The sequence below is a fragment of the Protofrankia symbiont of Coriaria ruscifolia genome (assembly GCF_900634745.1).
GTDB classification, from domain to species: Bacteria; Actinomycetota; Actinomycetes; order Frankiales; family Frankiaceae; genus Protofrankia; species Protofrankia californiensis.
Map to the genome: position 1 here is coordinate 1 of NZ_CAAAFR010000163.1, position 14,071 is coordinate 14,071.

Here is a 14,071-nt window from a genome sequence, read left to right on the forward strand (position 1 = left end):
GGTCAGCCCCCCACATCACCGACCCCGGTGAAAGACGGAGGCCGGTCCCCCTGCGGCGGCCCCGGCGGCGCGGTGTGTTCCAAGTCTCAGACCGGCCACTGGGGCCCGGATCGAGGCACGCTCGACGCATCCGCCCCACCTGCGACGATCCCGACCGCGACAAGCAGAACCTCGATCTGGCCCCGGTCGCCCAGTTGCTCGCCGAGTGGCGCCACACAGCCGAGGTCTACGCCGACCCGGAGCTGCACGCCATCCTCACCCGTCCCCATGATGGTGACCACCGGCCCGGTAGCGTCAGGATGACCGACAGGTAGGCCTCACGGTCCTGGCCGCAGCCCCAGTCCCAGCCACAGCCACAGCCACGAATCAGCTGATCAGGGCGGGCGAATTCGCCCCGGGAACGAGAAGGTTGGGCGTACCGGATCCGTCGGCGGGCAGGGACCAGATGTCGTTGATGCCGTCGCTGCGTTGCAACGCGTAGGCCACAGCCGTGTTGTCGAGCCATTCCGGCTGATCGTCGATACTGCGGGTTTCGGCCAGCGGGGTCACACGCATGGTGGCCATGTCGAGTACGGACAGCCGCCAGCCGCGGGTCGGATCACCGTCGACGGCAGCCTTGAACGCGATCCGGGTGCCGTCCGGCGACAGTGACGGGCATTCGACGTTGTCGGCCCGGCTGCGCACGGTCCGTGCGTTGATGTCGCCTTCAACGAGGTAGCGATGGCCCTCGGTGGCCATAGTGGCGTAGAACCGGTTGTCGTCGGCGAAGGTCACGCCCCAGAAGTTGACGTCGGCAGCCTGGTACGGTCTGCCGTTCCGGATGATGTGAAACTCCTCGATATTGTCGACGAGGTGACCGGTGTCGATATCCATGATCCCGGTACGGGTGGAAAATCCTGCTCCTGCATAGGAGTGGCCGTTGAGGAACAAGGTCCAGGCAACCATCTTCCCGCTCGGCGAGATACGGAGCCGGTTGGGGAATCCGGTGAGTGGAATGGTTCGCTGTTCGCGCAGCCGCGAGTCGAGGATGACCAGTTTCGTGGCGCTGAGCGGGTCGACCGGATGCAGGCAGGCGATAGTCCCGGCCGCCGCGTAGGCACGGTCGCACCGCTGGACGGTGATCTGCCGCGGTCCGGTCAGGTCGCGTCCCCCGACGCGAGACAGCACGCCGTTGGTGAGCACCTGCAACGGGAGGCCGTCGTCCGGGTGGATGTCATCGTCGAAGCCCTCCACGGCTACGGTCGGCAGCGCGGTCGCCGCATCGGCCCCGTCGTCCCGGCCGGGCTGGATGACCAGGAAGGTGTAGCCGGCAGCGAGCAGGACAAGAATGATCGCAGCGGCCAGCACGATCCAGACGCGGGTGCGCATGGCCAAGGCGTTCATGTCGCAGCCTCGGCGCTATCGTGCGGGCTGCTCCTGTCCGCCAACAGGATTGCGGTGGCGAGCATCGCGATCAGCGCGGCGGCTGCGGCCATCCTGCTGGCACCGGATGGCCCCCACACGTGCCACGCGACTCCGAAAAGGACGGAGGAAGCAAGATAGGCCAGGGCCTGTCCACTCTGGATGAGCGCGATGCCGGTGGTACGCAGTTGTTCGGGCAGTACCGGTCCGGCCAACGCCATGAGTATCCCGTCGGTGGCGGCATAGAAAATGCCGTGGAGAACGAGAGTCACACCGATCAGCAGCCATCCGCTCAGCGGGCCGAACAGCAGCAGGTAGATGGCGATCAGCGCGGCATAGCCGCCGAGCAGCATCGGCACCCGGCCGATCCGGTCGGCCAGCGCACCCAACGGTGCGGCGGACAGCAGATAAACACCGCTGGTGCCCACCGCGAACAAAGGGAACCAGCCGATGGCCAGGTTTTCGCTGCGTTGCAGCAGGAGGTAGATGAATCCGTCGCCGATGGTTGCCAGACCGAGCAGGCAGGCGGCCGATAGCAGCCGCCGAACACCGGACTGGCGAAGCAGGCCGAGCGCCGCACGAGATGAGACCGCCGCCGGCGACGGGTTGTCACACACCGCCGGTGGATTGTCAGAATGATGGTCGTTGACGAACAGTACGAGGATCACCACGCCCATGGCCGCGATGCAGAAGCTGGTGGCGAACACCGCGTCGAACGTCTGACCTGCTGCGGCAAGAACGGCGAGCGCGACGAGCGGGCCGGCGAAAGCACCCATACTGTCCATCGCCCGGTGCACCCCGAAAGCCCTGCCCAGCGCACCGGGCGGGGTGGACAGGGTGATCAACGCATCCCGTGGAGCGGTGCGCAGACCTTTGCCCGTCCGGTCGGCGGCTATCACCATCCCGATCGCGGTGGCCGAACCACCTGCCGCGAGCAGACCAAGCTTGGCGAACGCGGAGATGCCGTAGCCGACGCCGGCCACCGCCTTTCTGCGGTGAATCCGGTCGGCGACATAGCCACCGATCAGGCGGAGCAACGCGGTGGCGCCGGTGTAGACACCGTCGACGGCCCCGTAGGCGACAGGGCCGAAGTGCAGCCCGACCACCAGATACAGCGGCAGGATCGCGGTGACCATCTCCGCGGAGACGTCGGTGACCAGGCTGACCGCGCCGAGCGCGACAACGTTTCCTCCCACCGCCGTCCATCGACGCCGTCCCGGTTCACCGGTGTCAGCTCGTTCACCGGTGTCAAGTCTTTCACCGGCGTCAGTTCCCGATTTTGGCCTGCCGATCGTGGCCAGGTACACAGGCCTACCACCTTCGAAACACCGAATGCGGGCGGGTGCCGCACCCGGTGCGAAAACGCACCGGGTGCGGCATTCAATGACAGGCCGGAATCAGTGGCAGCTGGTGGTGCCGCTGTCGGTGTAGGTCTTGCCCGCCTCGGGCACGAACTGCCAGGTATAGCTGTTGGACTGCAAGGTGAGCTTGAGTACGCCGTGGGTGTCGCTGTTACGCGCCTCGCTGTTGGGCTGGATGGTGCCGAAGCCGTAGAAGCCGGCCCCGCCCGTACCCACGACGAAGTGCCGGATACCACGCGTGGTGTCCAGCCCACCGCTGGGGTTCATCGGTGCGAACCGCTCGTACTGATGGTTGTGACCCGCGAGGATCACCTCGGCGTTGTAGTCGTACAGCGCCTGCACCAGCGGCCCGATCGCGGTGTTGGGCGCGTGGTTGGCACCCGAAGTGAACCGCGGCTGGTGCCAGTAGGCGACGGTGCACGACTTGGTGCTCGCGGCCAGGTCGGTGCGCAGCCACTGCTCCTGAGCCGAGCCCGCGGACGTGCTGATCTCGGAGTTCAGCGACACCACGTGCCAGTTACCCAGGTCGTAGGAGTAGTAGCCCCGGCCGGACGGGCCCGCGTTGGCACCGAAGTAGTTGTAGTAGCCGGTCGCCCCGGAGGTGTTGTAGTCGTGGTTACCCGGCGCGGGGCGGGTGCGGGCTTTGTGCCGGCCCCAGGTGGGGTCGTAGTAGTTGGTGAAGTCCGAGGCCGTGCCATCCGGGTAGGCGTTGTCACCGACTGTGAACACGGTGCCGGAGATACCGTCCAGCAGGTTGGCGGTCGCGGTGTCACCGGATCCGGAGTCGGCGATGTCGCCGGCACCGACCAGCACCTGGTCACCTGAGGGGGGCGGAGTCGTGGACGTCGGCGTCGGGGTGGGCGTGGGGTCCGGACCGGTGGTTATGACAAGCTGCGGAGCGTTGGCGCCGGTCTCCCGCGAGTCGTAGTACGCCCCGTCGCTGCTCGGCGACGTCCCGCCGAAGCTGTAGGTGCCGTTACCGGTGACCACCGAGGTGACGTTGATCTCGTACCAGGTGTTCTTGGCAACCGAGCCGAGGCTGCCCACCGTGGCGCCGTCGATCGCCGGCTGGTTGTTCCAGGTCGTCCCGGTCTCCGACCACGTGGTGTTGCTCAACGACTTCCACGTGCCGCCGTTGTTGCTGCCCGAATTACCGGAGATCGTATGGATGCGCAGCTTCGCGCTGGTCACCGGTTCGGTCAGATTACTCACGGAGAACCTGATGAACGTCCGCCGTACCGGGGAGTTGTCGACGACGACCTGCGTGGACGTACCGTAGTTGGTGGACGGGGTGCTGTCCTGCACATAGGTGTCCGCGGTCGGTGTGAACGTGACTGTCGAGGCCGCCGACGACGGGAGCGCCATCACAATACCCGCCGCCGAGGCCGCCAACGCGGTACTGGCAACTAATCCTATCCTGATTCCGCTGCTGAACCGCACAGACCCTCCCTGGTAGTCCGCGTATACCCGCGGAGCCGGTGTAGCCGGAACGGAAACTGCCGCTGTTGATTACCGCGTCCTGCAGGACGACTGGCCCAGTGGCAGATAATGCCATACCCACCGTGTTGCTCGGCGTGAAATGTTGGCGAACGCCCAATTACGGGGATATGGCGTGCACCCGACGCCACCGACACACCGCACCGGCCACAGCTCGGTACACGACACGTTCGTCCTCCGCGAGGACTGCGACTACCAGTCGAAATCGACCAGGCTATCGCTCGCAACTTCGGACTACCACTACCACTACGTAATACCGCTACCCGCATGGTAGATATTGACGGTCATACCCTCGATGATGGTCGGCTGGCCCAGAGCAGCCGACCATCATCGATCACCTGGCCGGGTTTCGAACATCCAGGAGTACACACCTTGTCTGTGCAGGACCGTCGCCAGACCGTCGAGGCTGCCGCATCCAAGTGGGCCGAAGAACTCATCGGCATCTCCGGAAGAAGCGCGCTCCTCGACTTTCGACACACCGAGACGACCACCCTCAACCTGGCCGACAGCGTCCCCAGCGTCCTGGGCCTGCGGCGCGACGAGCACCGCCTTCCTGGAAGGCCGGGAGAGATCATGAAACTGAGTACGTAAACGGCTGTGACAGCCAGAGTCAGTGGCACCTTGTAATCAGGACGGAAATCGTTTCCGACCTTGCATGGCTTCGCGGCGTCGGTCACACCACGACGTCCATCGCGAAGGGAGTTCCAGCATGTCCACCATCGTCCTCATCGGCTGCTCGTTCCTCGGCGCCTGGGCTTGGGAGCGCGTCACACCACCGCTGACCGCCCTGACCCGATGCCTCACTTGTAGCGGTAACGGCACTGGGCCATACGAATCTCATCGTTATTAATCTTGTAGACGAGCCGGTGCTCGTCGTTGATACGACGCGACCAGTAGCCTTGAAACCCGTGTTTCAGGGGCTCCGGCTTGCCGATGCCGTCGTTCCCGTTACGGGAGATGTCCTGGATCAGGGTATTAATACGCCTGAGCAGCTTGCGGTCCTGGGTCTGCCACCATACGTAGTCCTCCCAGGCGTTCTCGTCCCAGACGAGCTTCACTCGGCGAGGTCCCGCACCACGCCGCCGCCGCTTTCGAGCCGGTCGATAGCGGTCAGCAGCCGGCGGGCGTTCTCCGGGCTACGGAGCAGATACGCCGTCTCCTTGAGCGACTGGTAGTCGTCCAAGGAAACGATCACCACCGGCTCGTGGCCGGCGCGCGTGACGACAACCTCCTCCCTGTCCTCCACGACAGCCGTGAGAACTTCGGCGTACCGCGCACGTGACTCCGAGTAGGTCATCATCCTCATCTAAGCCTCCCATGCTTGTACGGAAAGTCGTACGTACAAAAAATTGTACGCCAGGATCGTGGAACGGTAAGGACGATGAGCAGTGACACCGGCAGATCGCTCCGGTCGCTCCGTCGCCAGGTGGCGTCGGTGGCTACGCCCCGGGTTCGGCCGGGATGACGTACCCCAACTTCCGCAGGGCGGTACGGAAGTCGGCCTCATGCTGCAGCGGTACGGCGACATGGCGCTCCCCCAGCGGCCGGCAGAACCGGCGGAGCCTGCGGTCACCGACGATGAGAGCGGCCACCGCCGGATCGGCGCATTCGACCACCCGCGCAAGCCCGAGATCGCGCAGCTGGCCGGCGCGGGCCGTGACGTCCTCGAACAGCCTGGTCACGGTGGCCGGTATGTCATGGTCGGCGTGGTCGTCCAGAAACCGCCGCAGATCCTCAAGCGGGCGGCCCACGTCGATCGCAGCCATCAACGACGCAAGACCCAGGGACCAGACACGGTCGGAGGAGCGCTGCCCATAGGCGTCCAGGAAAAGCTCGTCGGCGGGCTGAACCTCGCCGGTGACCACGATGTCCAGGTTCGGCAGGACCTTGAGCGCCGGACCCGGCCCGCCACCGCCTTCCTTCTCCGGCTCGTACCGTTCGGCCAGACCGAACACGTATGCGCCGAGGGCGTTCAGCCGGACCGCGTACAGACCGTCATAGCGGCTGAGGAAGTCCAGGTCGTCCGCACCCCAGTTCCCGCGGAAATCGTCGCGAGCGTCGACCGGATCGCCGTACTCGAGATCGAACAGACCGAGCGTCCCCGCGTACTCGAACAACAGGCACAGGACGTATCGACCCTCCAACAGCGACCACTCGTGGAACCCGTCATATCCCAGGCTTCCGTACTGCGGATCCTCGAGATACAGCTTCCAGACGTCACGCGCCACCGCAAACGATGGGCCATCACGCCGTATCCGGGTGAAGAGATCGTCCACCGCAACCCACTCCCCAGGCGCACAGACCGCAAGCGCCTCGGCGACGGCCTTGCGCCGCGGAGCAGCCGCGGTCAGTGCCCGAGCCGACCGCTGACCCTTGATCTCCTCGATTCGGCCCATCTCGTCGATCACCGCATGGCCGACCCAGCGCCGCCAGAGATGACGGATCGTTTCCGCCACCGGCTTGGCCAGCGCCGCCCGGCCCCGCGCGGTCAGCTGCAGACGCCCACCGACGACCTCGGCCAGACCACCGGCCTGCAGCAGCAGCGGCCAGGCGAACGCGGCGATCGGCTCCTCGCGGTAGAAGTCCCCGCGGAGCAGGACACCGGCAACGGCGGCGACGGTCGCGGCGGCCGGTCGCTGCGTCTTCTCACTGCACCGCAGTTTGCCGGCCGCGCACAACTGCAGGACAGCGAGCGCATCGGCAGCCGCATCCCGCGCTCCCAGGCGGACAGTCAGCTCGCCCGCCCCCGACGACCCGTCCGTCGTTTCGTTCACGTCCCGTGCTACGGCCATACCCGCTGACTGTAGAACCCACCTCGACAGGCACAGTCAACCGGCACGGCTTCTCACCATCGCACGAACCCTCTTCAGGCCTGGACGAAGAAGCGCCAGGTGGCGTTGGCGCGCGAGCAGGGCGGGTGCGATCAGAGCCTGCCGAAAGGTCTGCTGGTTGACGCCGTAGAGCGATGGCCCGGCGCCGCGCATGATCTGCGCCATGATCATGATCGCGAGTACCAGCGCGAGGGGCCGGTCGCGGCCGCAAGCACGAGACCGGCGACGGCCGCGAGGAACATTCCGGCGATGAAGGCTCGACCGGGGCCGATGCGTTGGGTGATCCGTGTGGCGAGGAGAGCATCCAGGACACCCGCCACCCCGCCGATCGCGATGACCACGCAGACCAGGCCCGATGTGAACCCGATGTCTCGGACCAGGTAGAGCACCAGGACGACGTTCTGCATCTGGCCGGCGAGCGCTCCGACGGTGGCTGAGAGCGTCACAATGCGAATGATCCGGTGGGTGACGACCGCGCGTAGCCCCTCGAGGATGTCGGCTCGCAGCTGCCGCTTGTGCGGTCTGTTCGGTCTACTCAAGACCACGGCCGCTCCGGTGGAGCGGATCCCCGTGCCTTGCACAGCCCGGAGAGCAGAAACGAGACCGCGTCGGCGGCGATGGCGATCGGCGCGGTGAGCAGCGCAACCAGCAGGCCCCCAACGCCGACCCGGTCGCGTTGCTCAGCATGAATGCACTGTTGGCCGGCAACAGTTGCCGACGTGAAACCAGAATGGGGATGAATGACTGCGCGGTCACGGTTTCGAACAGGTTACCGATGCCGGCAAGCAGCGCCACCACGTAGAGCTGCCAGATCTGCAGCAACCCGAGTGTGGCCAGCACCGGAATCGAGCCGAGCAGCAGGGTTTGCACCAGGTCGGACGCGACGAGCGTCCATTTGTAGGGCATGCGGTCCACCCACACGCCGGCGGGCAGTCCCAGAACGAGGTGCGGCATCCAGGCCACCGCACCGAGAAGTCCCATCTGGACGGGTGACGCGTGCAGGTGGACCACCGCTGTCAACGGCAGCGCCACCGTGGTGACACTCGATCCGAGCAGCGATATGGAAGTGCCGACGAAGAGCCTGCGGAAGTCGGGATACCGCACGAGAACCGACCATGGCCGCCGGGAGGGCCTCCGCCACCCGTCAACAGCCTTCTGAGACGATGCCAACGTCCTCCCGACGGACGCCCCGCCACGGCCGCACCCAACGATGGCCTGGCGCGCGAGGCTGCTGATCTACCTGTCCGCCGTGTTCCATACAGCGCGGCTCTTCCGGGGCTTCCTTGTAGGATGATCAGCAATCCGATACTTGCGTAGGGGACGCATGTGAGTGAACGGCCGCGCAGTCTTCAGGATCTCATCCGGGGCCGGCAGGAACGGGTTTTCGTCGGCCGGTGCGAACAGCTGGAACTGTTCGAGACGAACCTCGGACTACCGGTCGACGACCCCCGACGTCGATTCCTGTTCAGCCTGCACGGCAACGCCGGGATCGGGAAGAGGTTCCTCGTCCGCCAGTTCGCACGGATGGCACGTGGGCTATGTCGACCACGCCGTCACCGACGTCCCTGAAGCCATGGCCACCCTTGTCACCGACCTCACCCGGGGCGGCGCGAAGTGCCGGGAGTACGCCGACCAGTTCGCCGCCTACCAGCAGCGCCGTCACGACGTCGACGCCGGCCCTTCCGCCCCCAGCGGGATCTCCTCGCTGCTGACCCGGTCCGCGGTCCGCGTCGGGCTGCGGGCCGCCGGTCTGCCAAATTAACGGCGAAACGCCCTGATTTATGATGCTACTTCCGACTCTGACAACCGACCCTCGAAAGCGATCTCGAAGGCGTTCAACGCGACCCTTTCACCGGGTGATCCATCGTTTGCGGCCCTGACCGGCGCGGGCGGGCGTCCCCGCCAGGTGTTCTGTGCTTCTGCCGGCGAGAGGTTGCCGGGACGATCAGGTGGGTTGCCCGGCAGGGCTGGCGGGCGTCGCGGGAATGTCGGCGTTCCACCGGGCCATCCACGCCTGGTTCTCGATGGCGATCGCCTCCTCGCAGTTCGTGACGAACTCCATGTCCCGCCTCGCTCTCTCGGAGGGGGATGCGCCGGCCGGGGCGGGGAGCTGCCACTGGTCCGCGCAGGAACCGCAGCCGACGGGCGGTCCGCTTCTTGTAGGCGCGGGCGTTGTCCTCGTAGTGCGAAGCGGCCGCGAACGAGCCCACCGACGCCCCCACCATGGTGATCGCCGGGGCCCATGCGGTGATCGTCGCACTGCCCGTGGCGACTTCCACCGCGCTGAGCACCGCCGCGGCAAGGCTTGCGACCAGTCCGGCCCGCTGGAACCGGGCGGTACGCCGCTCGGCGACGGCGGCCTACGGCTCGTAGTAGTCGATCTGGTCGTCGACCCGGTGGGTCACGTAGGAGTCGAGGCTGTCGATCTCCGGCCATGGCCGGGACGACGACGTGCCGCTGATCGGCGCTGCGGGTGGGAGGATGTCGGCGGCCTGCTGGATCGCCTCGCTGCGTTCCAGCAGCCGGCGATCCCGTTCGTCCTGCGGGCCCTGGTAGGGGTCGACACCGGCCAGACAGGTGTAGATCTCGGCTTTCAGACCTTCGGACACCGACCGTAGCTATGTCCAGGTCTTGGTGTGATCAGGGCTGGCGAAGGAGCCGGCCACGATCGGTGCGCTGGCCAGGGCGGCCGTGGCCAGCGCGGCCAGCACCCGGCCCGCGCTCCCCTCGACCTGTCCGGCGGCGGTCACCAGGACCGTGCCGGCCACTCCCAGTCCGAGCGTGACCCGCCGGCCCCGGCGGATCTGCTGTTTCACTTTCCCCGCGGCCGCGTACCAGTGCCGCTGGGTCTCTATGGCGCTTTGAACCCCCGCTGTGCTCATGCTGGTAATTGTGCCGGTACGTGTCCGAGGGCAACGGGCGATCCGTACTGTGCCGGTCATACCGGTATCGATGACAAAGATCGAATCACACGCGCTGGGACTGCTGGGCCTGGTGAAGAAGGCGTGGCTCGGCCTGTCGCAACACGGCCTGGAAGGTGAGCGGGCAAAGGCAGCCCTGTGTCTGGATCACAGCGGGTCGATGCGGACGCTGTACGCCAAGGGATTCGTGTAGGGGCTGGCCGAGCGGGCGCTCGCGCTGGCGACGCAGCCTCGGGATCGGGAACGGGTGCCGAGATCATCTCGGTGTTCATGCTTTGCCGGGCTTACCCGTCGGTATCATCGGACGTGTGAAGTTCGTCGCACTCTCCCTGATCATCAACTCGCCTGACCCGAAGACGGGTGTGACCCTGAGTCAGCACGACAAGCTGGCCAGCGTGCTCGCCCAGGCGGAGATGGTCGAGCAACTCGGCTACGACGCGTATCAGATCGGCGAGAGGCACGGCGCGCCGTTCCTGTGCTCGTCACCCGCGGTGCTGCTGACCGCCGTGGCCGCGCGCACCAGCCGCGTCCGGCTGCTCACCGGCGTGACCGTGCTCAGCATCCACGACCCGGTCCAGGTCGCCGAGGAGTACGCGCTGCTCGACCATCTCAGCGGCGGACGGCTCGATCTCGTCATAGCGAAGGGCAACCACGCTCCGCACTACTCCACGTTCGGGCTCGACCCCGCCGAGCAGTGGGACGTCCTCGCCGAGAAGTACGACCTGCTGCGCCGGCTCTGGTCGGAGGAGAAGGTGACCTGGTCGGGGCGATACCGCGCGCCTCTCGTGGACGTGACGACGCAACCGCGTCCGTATCAGCGGAAAATCCGTGTATGGCACGGCAGCGCGACGAGCCGGCAGACGACGGAACTGGCGGCGCTGCGCGGCGATCCGCTGTATTCGGCGAACGGTTTTTTCCGCGTCGCGCAGTATCGGGAGCTCATCGACCACTACCGGCAGCGGTGGGCCCACTACGGCCACTCGGGAGAACCGCTGGTCGCCAGCGCCTTCCCGGCCCTGCTGATCCGGAAGACCTCACAGGAGGCCGTTGAAGCCTACCGTCCGTTCTGGAATGCCCAGCGGGTCACGCCGGCGGCCAAGCACAACAAGTCGCCCTTCTGGGAGCTCGAGGAGTTCATCGAGCACGGCTCGGCGCTTGTCGGCAGCCCCGAGCAGGTACTCGACAAGATTCATCGTTTCACCGAGGAATACGGTCAGCAGCTCACCGGGATAGGTGTCGACTCACTGCCGGTGGAATGGCAGCGCGAGCAGCTGGAATGGTTCGCCAACGACATCGTTCCCGACCTGCGCCGTGCGTATCCGAGCTCCCTTTGGGCGCCGGAGGCCGCGGCGGAGCTCCCAGTGGGCTGAGGCGACCCGGTGGCGTCAGCTGCTGTCTTCGCCAGATCCACGGTCCTTGGGAGTTGACGGAGTTGACGTCGTGCTGACCGACAGCGCCCCGTCCATAGGTGACGGCTCGGTAGAGGGCAGCGGTAGCTGGCCTGGGGCCACCGGGTGGACGTAGCGGCTCCCGCGCAGCAGCGATGCGACAGCGGCAAGCAGCGCCAGGGCGGCGGCTACCGCGAACACCACCACGAGACCGTGGTGGAAAGGTTCCGATATCAGGTTCGGGAAGAACTCCCTGCCGGTGAGGGTCTGCTGGTGTGCAGGCGACAGCGAGGACAGCGCATTGTTCGACTCCAACAAGTGTCCTATCGGGTTGACGCCGAGAACAGCTGCGAACAGTGACGACACGGGCGGCAGGGAAGCGACCTGATGCGCGGTGTCGGACGGCACACCCTGCTGCCGCAAACCGCTCGTCAACGCGTCCGGAAGACTGCTCGCCAACCCGACGATCATAAGCGAGAAGAACACCCCGATCGACAGCGTCGTACCGGCGTTCTGGAAGGTCGAACGCATTCCCGAAGCGACGCCACGCTGGCTCGCGGGGACGCTGCCCATGATGGATGACGAGTTGGGTGCGGCGAACATGCCACCGCCTATCCCGTTCGCGGCGATCAGCAGTCCAAAGGCCCAGTAGGGAAAGTCGACGGGCAGCAGCATCAGGCCGACGAAGCTGCTGCCGAACACGAGCATCCCGGCGGTGGCAAGACCTCGAGCGCCGAAGCGATCGGAGAGGAATCCTGATGCGGGACCCGCGACGAGAACGCCGACGGTCAGGGGAACCAGGTAGATCCCGGCCCAGAAGGGCGTGTCGCTGTAGTCGAAGCCGTGCAGGGGCAGCCAGATCCCCTGCAGCCAGATGATCAGCATGAACTGCAGCCCACCGCGGGCGACGGACACGGCGAGACCCGCTGCGCTGCCGGCGGTGAAGGCCCTGATGCGGAACAGGCTGAGCTCGAACAGCGGCTCGCTGATCCTGCGCTCGATCACGACGAACGCTGCGAGCAGCAGGACGCCACCGGCGAGCAGGCCGAAGACCGCGGGGTTCGTCCAGCCCATGGTGTGATCTCGGTACGGCTGGATGCCCTGGGTGACAGCGATCAGGATCGCTCCCAGGCCCACGGCAAATGTGATGTTGCCCCACCAGTCGACGCGGCCCCCTCCTCCTCGAGGACCGGTGTCACGAAGCTTGCGGTACGCCCACAACGTCCCGAAGACGCCGACCGGCACGTTGACCCAGAACACCGCCCGCCAGTCCAGGCTTGCCAGCACGCCTCCGGCGACCAGACCGACGAACTGGCCGGCCAAATAGGCGACCTGGTTGATGCCCAGCGCAAAACCACGTTGATCGGTAGGAAACGCATCGGTCAGGATGGCGGCCGAGTTCGCCATGAGCATGGACCCGCCGACCGCCTGGAGCATCCGCCAGCCGATCAGCCACAGTGCTCCGTGACCGCCCTCGAAGGGATCGAACGACAGCAGGACGGATGCGATGGTGAACACCACGAAACCGGCGTTGTAGATCCTGACCCGGCCGAACATGTCGCCGAGGCGGCCGAGGGCTACGACGAGTACAGCCTGGACGAGACCATACCCCATGATCATCCATAGCAGGTAATTGACGTTACCCAGCGCCAGCGGATCCAGGTGAATGCCGCGAAAGATCGACGGTAGTGCGATGAGGACGATGGATCCGTCGAGTGCCGACATGAACACGGCGGCGGTCGTGTTCGCCAGGGCCACCCATTTGTAGCGGTCGTCCTTGCGGCGGTCTTTGTAGCCGTCTTTGTGGCGGCCGTCCATCCCCGTCGTTCGCCCGCCGGCCATCTGCTCGCCGTCCCGCTGCGGCCCGATCGCCGGCATCAGATGCTCTGCGCCAGTCGCTCAAGCAGCGGTGCGGCCGCCATCAGCTGTTCGAGTTCCGCGTGCGTGAACCCGGTCGAGAGTGCCTGCGCCAGCTGTTCGGTCCGCGCGTTGCGCCTGTCCCGCAGCGCCTGCAAACCGGCTTCGGTTATCGATAAGATAACCCGCCTGCCGTCCTGCGGATCGGGACGTCGCTCGACGAGGCCACGGGCCTCAAGCGCGCCCAGCGTCGCCCCCATCGACTGCGGGCTGATCTGCTCGAGCTTGGCAAGCGCGGCCGCTGTGGTCGGGCCGCCGCGCTCCAGACGCACGAGCGCCGAGGACTCGGGCATCGTCAGCTCGCCCGCGGGCTGCGCCTGACGCAGCCGCCGCAGGAGCAGCCCGATGCTCAGCCGAAGCGTGGCGGCAACCTGGTCGACATCCGAATCCCGAGACACTTCATCAGTTTAGGCTGATAAGGCTGTCCTTGCAAGTTTGTCAGGCCCACCGGCGACGCCCTCCCAGATCCCCTGAAAGCACATGCCCAATAACTTCCTGCAGGTCGCCCGGGGCCCGCCCAGGTCGAGGCGCTGTACGTGATCCTGCGTGGGATGCTCGCGGGTGCCGGGCCAACAGGGGTGGGGGCCGTCGGCGAGCCAGCCATCACAGTGCCCTCAGTCACCGCACCAAGGCACCGCTTCTCCTCCATGGGGATCATGGATGGAGAGCCTGACCTGGCCGCGCGGTCCGCGCGCATCCTCCACGAGGAGTTGGGGAACCCCACCATGTGATGATTGTGGACACGGGCGTACTAG

General features: G+C 66.3%; 19 protein-coding genes and 2 pseudogenes. 7 read left to right on the plus strand and 14 right to left on the minus strand.

Annotated features, from left to right (window positions below):
- Window positions 1-314 (plus strand): annotated as a pseudogene (locus CV1CTNOD_RS18105) (hypothetical protein); the annotation flags it as partial.
- Between the two features lie 52 nt (window positions 315-366).
- Here the strand turns inward: CV1CTNOD_RS18105 and CV1CTNOD_RS18110 are convergent.
- The 3 genes from CV1CTNOD_RS18110 to CV1CTNOD_RS18120 form a co-directional block, all read right to left on the minus strand.
- Entirely contained in the window at window positions 367-1,383 is a 1,017-nt protein-coding gene (locus CV1CTNOD_RS18110; RefSeq protein WP_131787211.1) for a TolB family protein, read from the minus strand.
- Window positions 1,380-2,708, minus strand: coding sequence for an MFS transporter (locus tag CV1CTNOD_RS18115; RefSeq protein WP_131787212.1), 1,329 nt, complete (start codon window positions 2,706-2,708; stop codon window positions 1,380-1,382). The genes CV1CTNOD_RS18110 and CV1CTNOD_RS18115 overlap by 4 nt, the downstream gene beginning before the upstream one ends.
- Window positions 2,709-2,798: 90 nt before the next feature.
- The gene (locus CV1CTNOD_RS18120) at window positions 2,799-4,127 is read right to left on the minus strand and encodes a DUF7594 domain-containing protein (RefSeq protein ID WP_131787213.1); all 1,329 of its coding nucleotides are present in this window, start codon (window positions 4,125-4,127) and stop codon (window positions 2,799-2,801) included.
- Window positions 4,128-4,631: 504 nt separating this feature from the next.
- On the opposite strand from CV1CTNOD_RS18120, the gene CV1CTNOD_RS18125 reads away from it, so the two are divergent.
- On the plus strand, window positions 4,632-4,850 hold the full coding sequence (locus CV1CTNOD_RS18125; RefSeq protein WP_131787214.1) for a hypothetical protein: 219 nt from the start codon (window positions 4,632-4,634) through the stop codon (window positions 4,848-4,850).
- 209 nt (window positions 4,851-5,059) lie between these two features.
- On the opposite strand, the gene CV1CTNOD_RS18130 is transcribed toward CV1CTNOD_RS18125, so the two are convergent.
- The 6 genes from CV1CTNOD_RS18130 to CV1CTNOD_RS18150 form a co-directional block, all read right to left on the minus strand.
- Window positions 5,060-5,317: a Txe/YoeB family addiction module toxin gene (locus tag CV1CTNOD_RS18130; RefSeq protein ID WP_131787215.1), complete on the minus strand. Its 258-nt coding sequence runs from the start codon at window positions 5,315-5,317 to the stop codon at window positions 5,060-5,062.
- On the minus strand, window positions 5,314-5,565 hold the full coding sequence (locus CV1CTNOD_RS18135) for a type II toxin-antitoxin system Phd/YefM family antitoxin (RefSeq protein WP_131768106.1): 252 nt from the start codon (window positions 5,563-5,565) through the stop codon (window positions 5,314-5,316). The genes CV1CTNOD_RS18130 and CV1CTNOD_RS18135 overlap by 4 nt, the downstream gene beginning before the upstream one ends.
- Before the next feature lie 133 nt (window positions 5,566-5,698).
- Window positions 5,699-7,051 carry a helicase-associated domain-containing protein gene (locus CV1CTNOD_RS18140; protein WP_131787216.1) on the minus strand — a complete coding sequence of 451 codons (1,353 nt, stop codon included), beginning with the start codon at window positions 7,049-7,051 and terminating at the stop codon, window positions 5,699-5,701.
- A gap of 36 nt (window positions 7,052-7,087) precedes the next feature.
- Window positions 7,088-7,261, minus strand: a complete 174-nt coding sequence (locus tag CV1CTNOD_RS24965; RefSeq protein WP_165485605.1) for a hypothetical protein — start codon at window positions 7,259-7,261, stop codon at window positions 7,088-7,090.
- On the minus strand, window positions 7,258-7,629 hold the full coding sequence (locus CV1CTNOD_RS18145) for an MFS transporter (protein ID WP_165485606.1): 372 nt from the start codon (window positions 7,627-7,629) through the stop codon (window positions 7,258-7,260). The genes CV1CTNOD_RS24965 and CV1CTNOD_RS18145 overlap by 4 nt, the downstream gene beginning before the upstream one ends.
- Window positions 7,622-8,194 (minus strand): MFS transporter, encoded by a 573-nt coding sequence (locus CV1CTNOD_RS18150; RefSeq protein ID WP_165485607.1) that lies wholly within the window; start codon window positions 8,192-8,194, stop codon window positions 7,622-7,624. The genes CV1CTNOD_RS18145 and CV1CTNOD_RS18150 overlap by 8 nt, the downstream gene beginning before the upstream one ends.
- Window positions 8,195-8,416: 222 nt before the next feature.
- On the opposite strand from CV1CTNOD_RS18150, the gene CV1CTNOD_RS25830 reads away from it, so the two are divergent.
- Both CV1CTNOD_RS25830 and CV1CTNOD_RS18155 read left to right on the plus strand, forming a co-directional pair.
- Window positions 8,417-8,659, plus strand: a complete 243-nt coding sequence (locus CV1CTNOD_RS25830; RefSeq protein ID WP_207386530.1) for a hypothetical protein — start codon at window positions 8,417-8,419, stop codon at window positions 8,657-8,659.
- A gap of 4 nt (window positions 8,660-8,663) precedes the next feature.
- Window positions 8,664-8,852 (plus strand): hypothetical protein, encoded by a 189-nt coding sequence (locus CV1CTNOD_RS18155; RefSeq protein ID WP_207386531.1) that lies wholly within the window; start codon window positions 8,664-8,666, stop codon window positions 8,850-8,852.
- A 409-nt stretch (window positions 8,853-9,261) separates the two neighbouring features.
- Here CV1CTNOD_RS18155 and CV1CTNOD_RS28420 read toward each other — a convergent pair.
- The 3 genes and pseudogenes from CV1CTNOD_RS28420 to CV1CTNOD_RS18165 form a co-directional block, all read right to left on the minus strand.
- Window positions 9,262-9,405, minus strand: a pseudogene (locus CV1CTNOD_RS28420) (hypothetical protein); the annotation flags it as partial.
- 45 nt (window positions 9,406-9,450) lie between these two features.
- Window positions 9,451-9,699, minus strand: a complete 249-nt coding sequence (locus CV1CTNOD_RS18160) for a hypothetical protein (RefSeq protein WP_131787220.1) — start codon at window positions 9,697-9,699, stop codon at window positions 9,451-9,453.
- A gap of 9 nt (window positions 9,700-9,708) precedes the next feature.
- Window positions 9,709-9,972 carry a DUF4231 domain-containing protein gene (locus tag CV1CTNOD_RS18165; RefSeq protein WP_131787221.1) on the minus strand — a complete coding sequence of 88 codons (264 nt, stop codon included), beginning with the start codon at window positions 9,970-9,972 and terminating at the stop codon, window positions 9,709-9,711.
- A gap of 70 nt (window positions 9,973-10,042) precedes the next feature.
- On the opposite strand from CV1CTNOD_RS18165, the gene CV1CTNOD_RS24975 reads away from it, so the two are divergent.
- Both CV1CTNOD_RS24975 and CV1CTNOD_RS18170 read left to right on the plus strand, forming a co-directional pair.
- On the plus strand, window positions 10,043-10,204 hold the full coding sequence (locus tag CV1CTNOD_RS24975; RefSeq protein WP_165485608.1) for a VWA domain-containing protein: 162 nt from the start codon (window positions 10,043-10,045) through the stop codon (window positions 10,202-10,204).
- Window positions 10,205-10,319: 115 nt separating this feature from the next.
- Complete coding sequence (locus tag CV1CTNOD_RS18170; RefSeq protein WP_242606804.1) at window positions 10,320-11,381, plus strand: LLM class flavin-dependent oxidoreductase; 1,062 nt, start codon at window positions 10,320-10,322, stop codon at window positions 11,379-11,381.
- A 15-nt stretch (window positions 11,382-11,396) separates the two neighbouring features.
- Here the strand turns inward: CV1CTNOD_RS18170 and CV1CTNOD_RS18175 are convergent, their stop codons facing one another.
- Both CV1CTNOD_RS18175 and CV1CTNOD_RS18180 read right to left on the minus strand, forming a co-directional pair.
- Window positions 11,397-13,217, minus strand: coding sequence for an MFS transporter (locus tag CV1CTNOD_RS18175; protein WP_242606805.1), 1,821 nt, complete (start codon window positions 13,215-13,217; stop codon window positions 11,397-11,399).
- Between the two features lie 59 nt (window positions 13,218-13,276).
- Window positions 13,277-13,714: a MarR family winged helix-turn-helix transcriptional regulator gene (locus CV1CTNOD_RS18180; protein ID WP_131787222.1), complete on the minus strand. Its 438-nt coding sequence runs from the start codon at window positions 13,712-13,714 to the stop codon at window positions 13,277-13,279.
- A 138-nt stretch (window positions 13,715-13,852) separates the two neighbouring features.
- On the opposite strand from CV1CTNOD_RS18180, the gene CV1CTNOD_RS25835 reads away from it, so the two are divergent.
- Window positions 13,853-14,047: a hypothetical protein gene (locus CV1CTNOD_RS25835; RefSeq protein ID WP_207386532.1), complete on the plus strand. Its 195-nt coding sequence runs from the start codon at window positions 13,853-13,855 to the stop codon at window positions 14,045-14,047.
- Window positions 14,048-14,071 lie beyond the last annotated feature (24 nt).

Bases quoted from the DNA above. Each gene is read 5' to 3' on its own strand.
- CV1CTNOD_RS18110 (WP_131787211.1), bottom strand. From the start codon at position 1,383: ATGAACGCCTTGGCCATGCGCACCCGCGTCTGGATCGTGCTGGCCGCT.
- CV1CTNOD_RS18120 (WP_131787213.1), bottom strand. From the start codon at position 4,127: ATGGCGCTCCCGTCGTCGGCGGCCTCGACAGTCACGTTCACACCGACC.
- CV1CTNOD_RS18135 (WP_131768106.1), bottom strand. From the start codon at position 5,565: ATGAGGATGATGACCTACTCGGAGTCACGTGCGCGGTACGCCGAAGTT.
- CV1CTNOD_RS18140 (WP_131787216.1), bottom strand. From the start codon at position 7,051: ATGGCCGTAGCACGGGACGTGAACGAAACGACGGACGGGTCGTCGGGG.
- CV1CTNOD_RS24965 (WP_165485605.1), bottom strand. From the start codon at position 7,261: ATGATCATGGCGCAGATCATGCGCGGCGCCGGGCCATCGCTCTACGGC.
- CV1CTNOD_RS18155 (WP_207386531.1), top strand. From the start codon at position 8,664: ATGGCCACCCTTGTCACCGACCTCACCCGGGGCGGCGCGAAGTGCCGG.
- CV1CTNOD_RS18165 (WP_131787221.1), bottom strand. From the start codon at position 9,972: ATGAGCACAGCGGGGGTTCAAAGCGCCATAGAGACCCAGCGGCACTGG.
- CV1CTNOD_RS24975 (WP_165485608.1), top strand. From the start codon at position 10,043: ATGACAAAGATCGAATCACACGCGCTGGGACTGCTGGGCCTGGTGAAG.
- CV1CTNOD_RS18175 (WP_242606805.1), bottom strand. From the start codon at position 13,217: ATGGACGGCCGCCACAAAGACGGCTACAAAGACCGCCGCAAGGACGAC.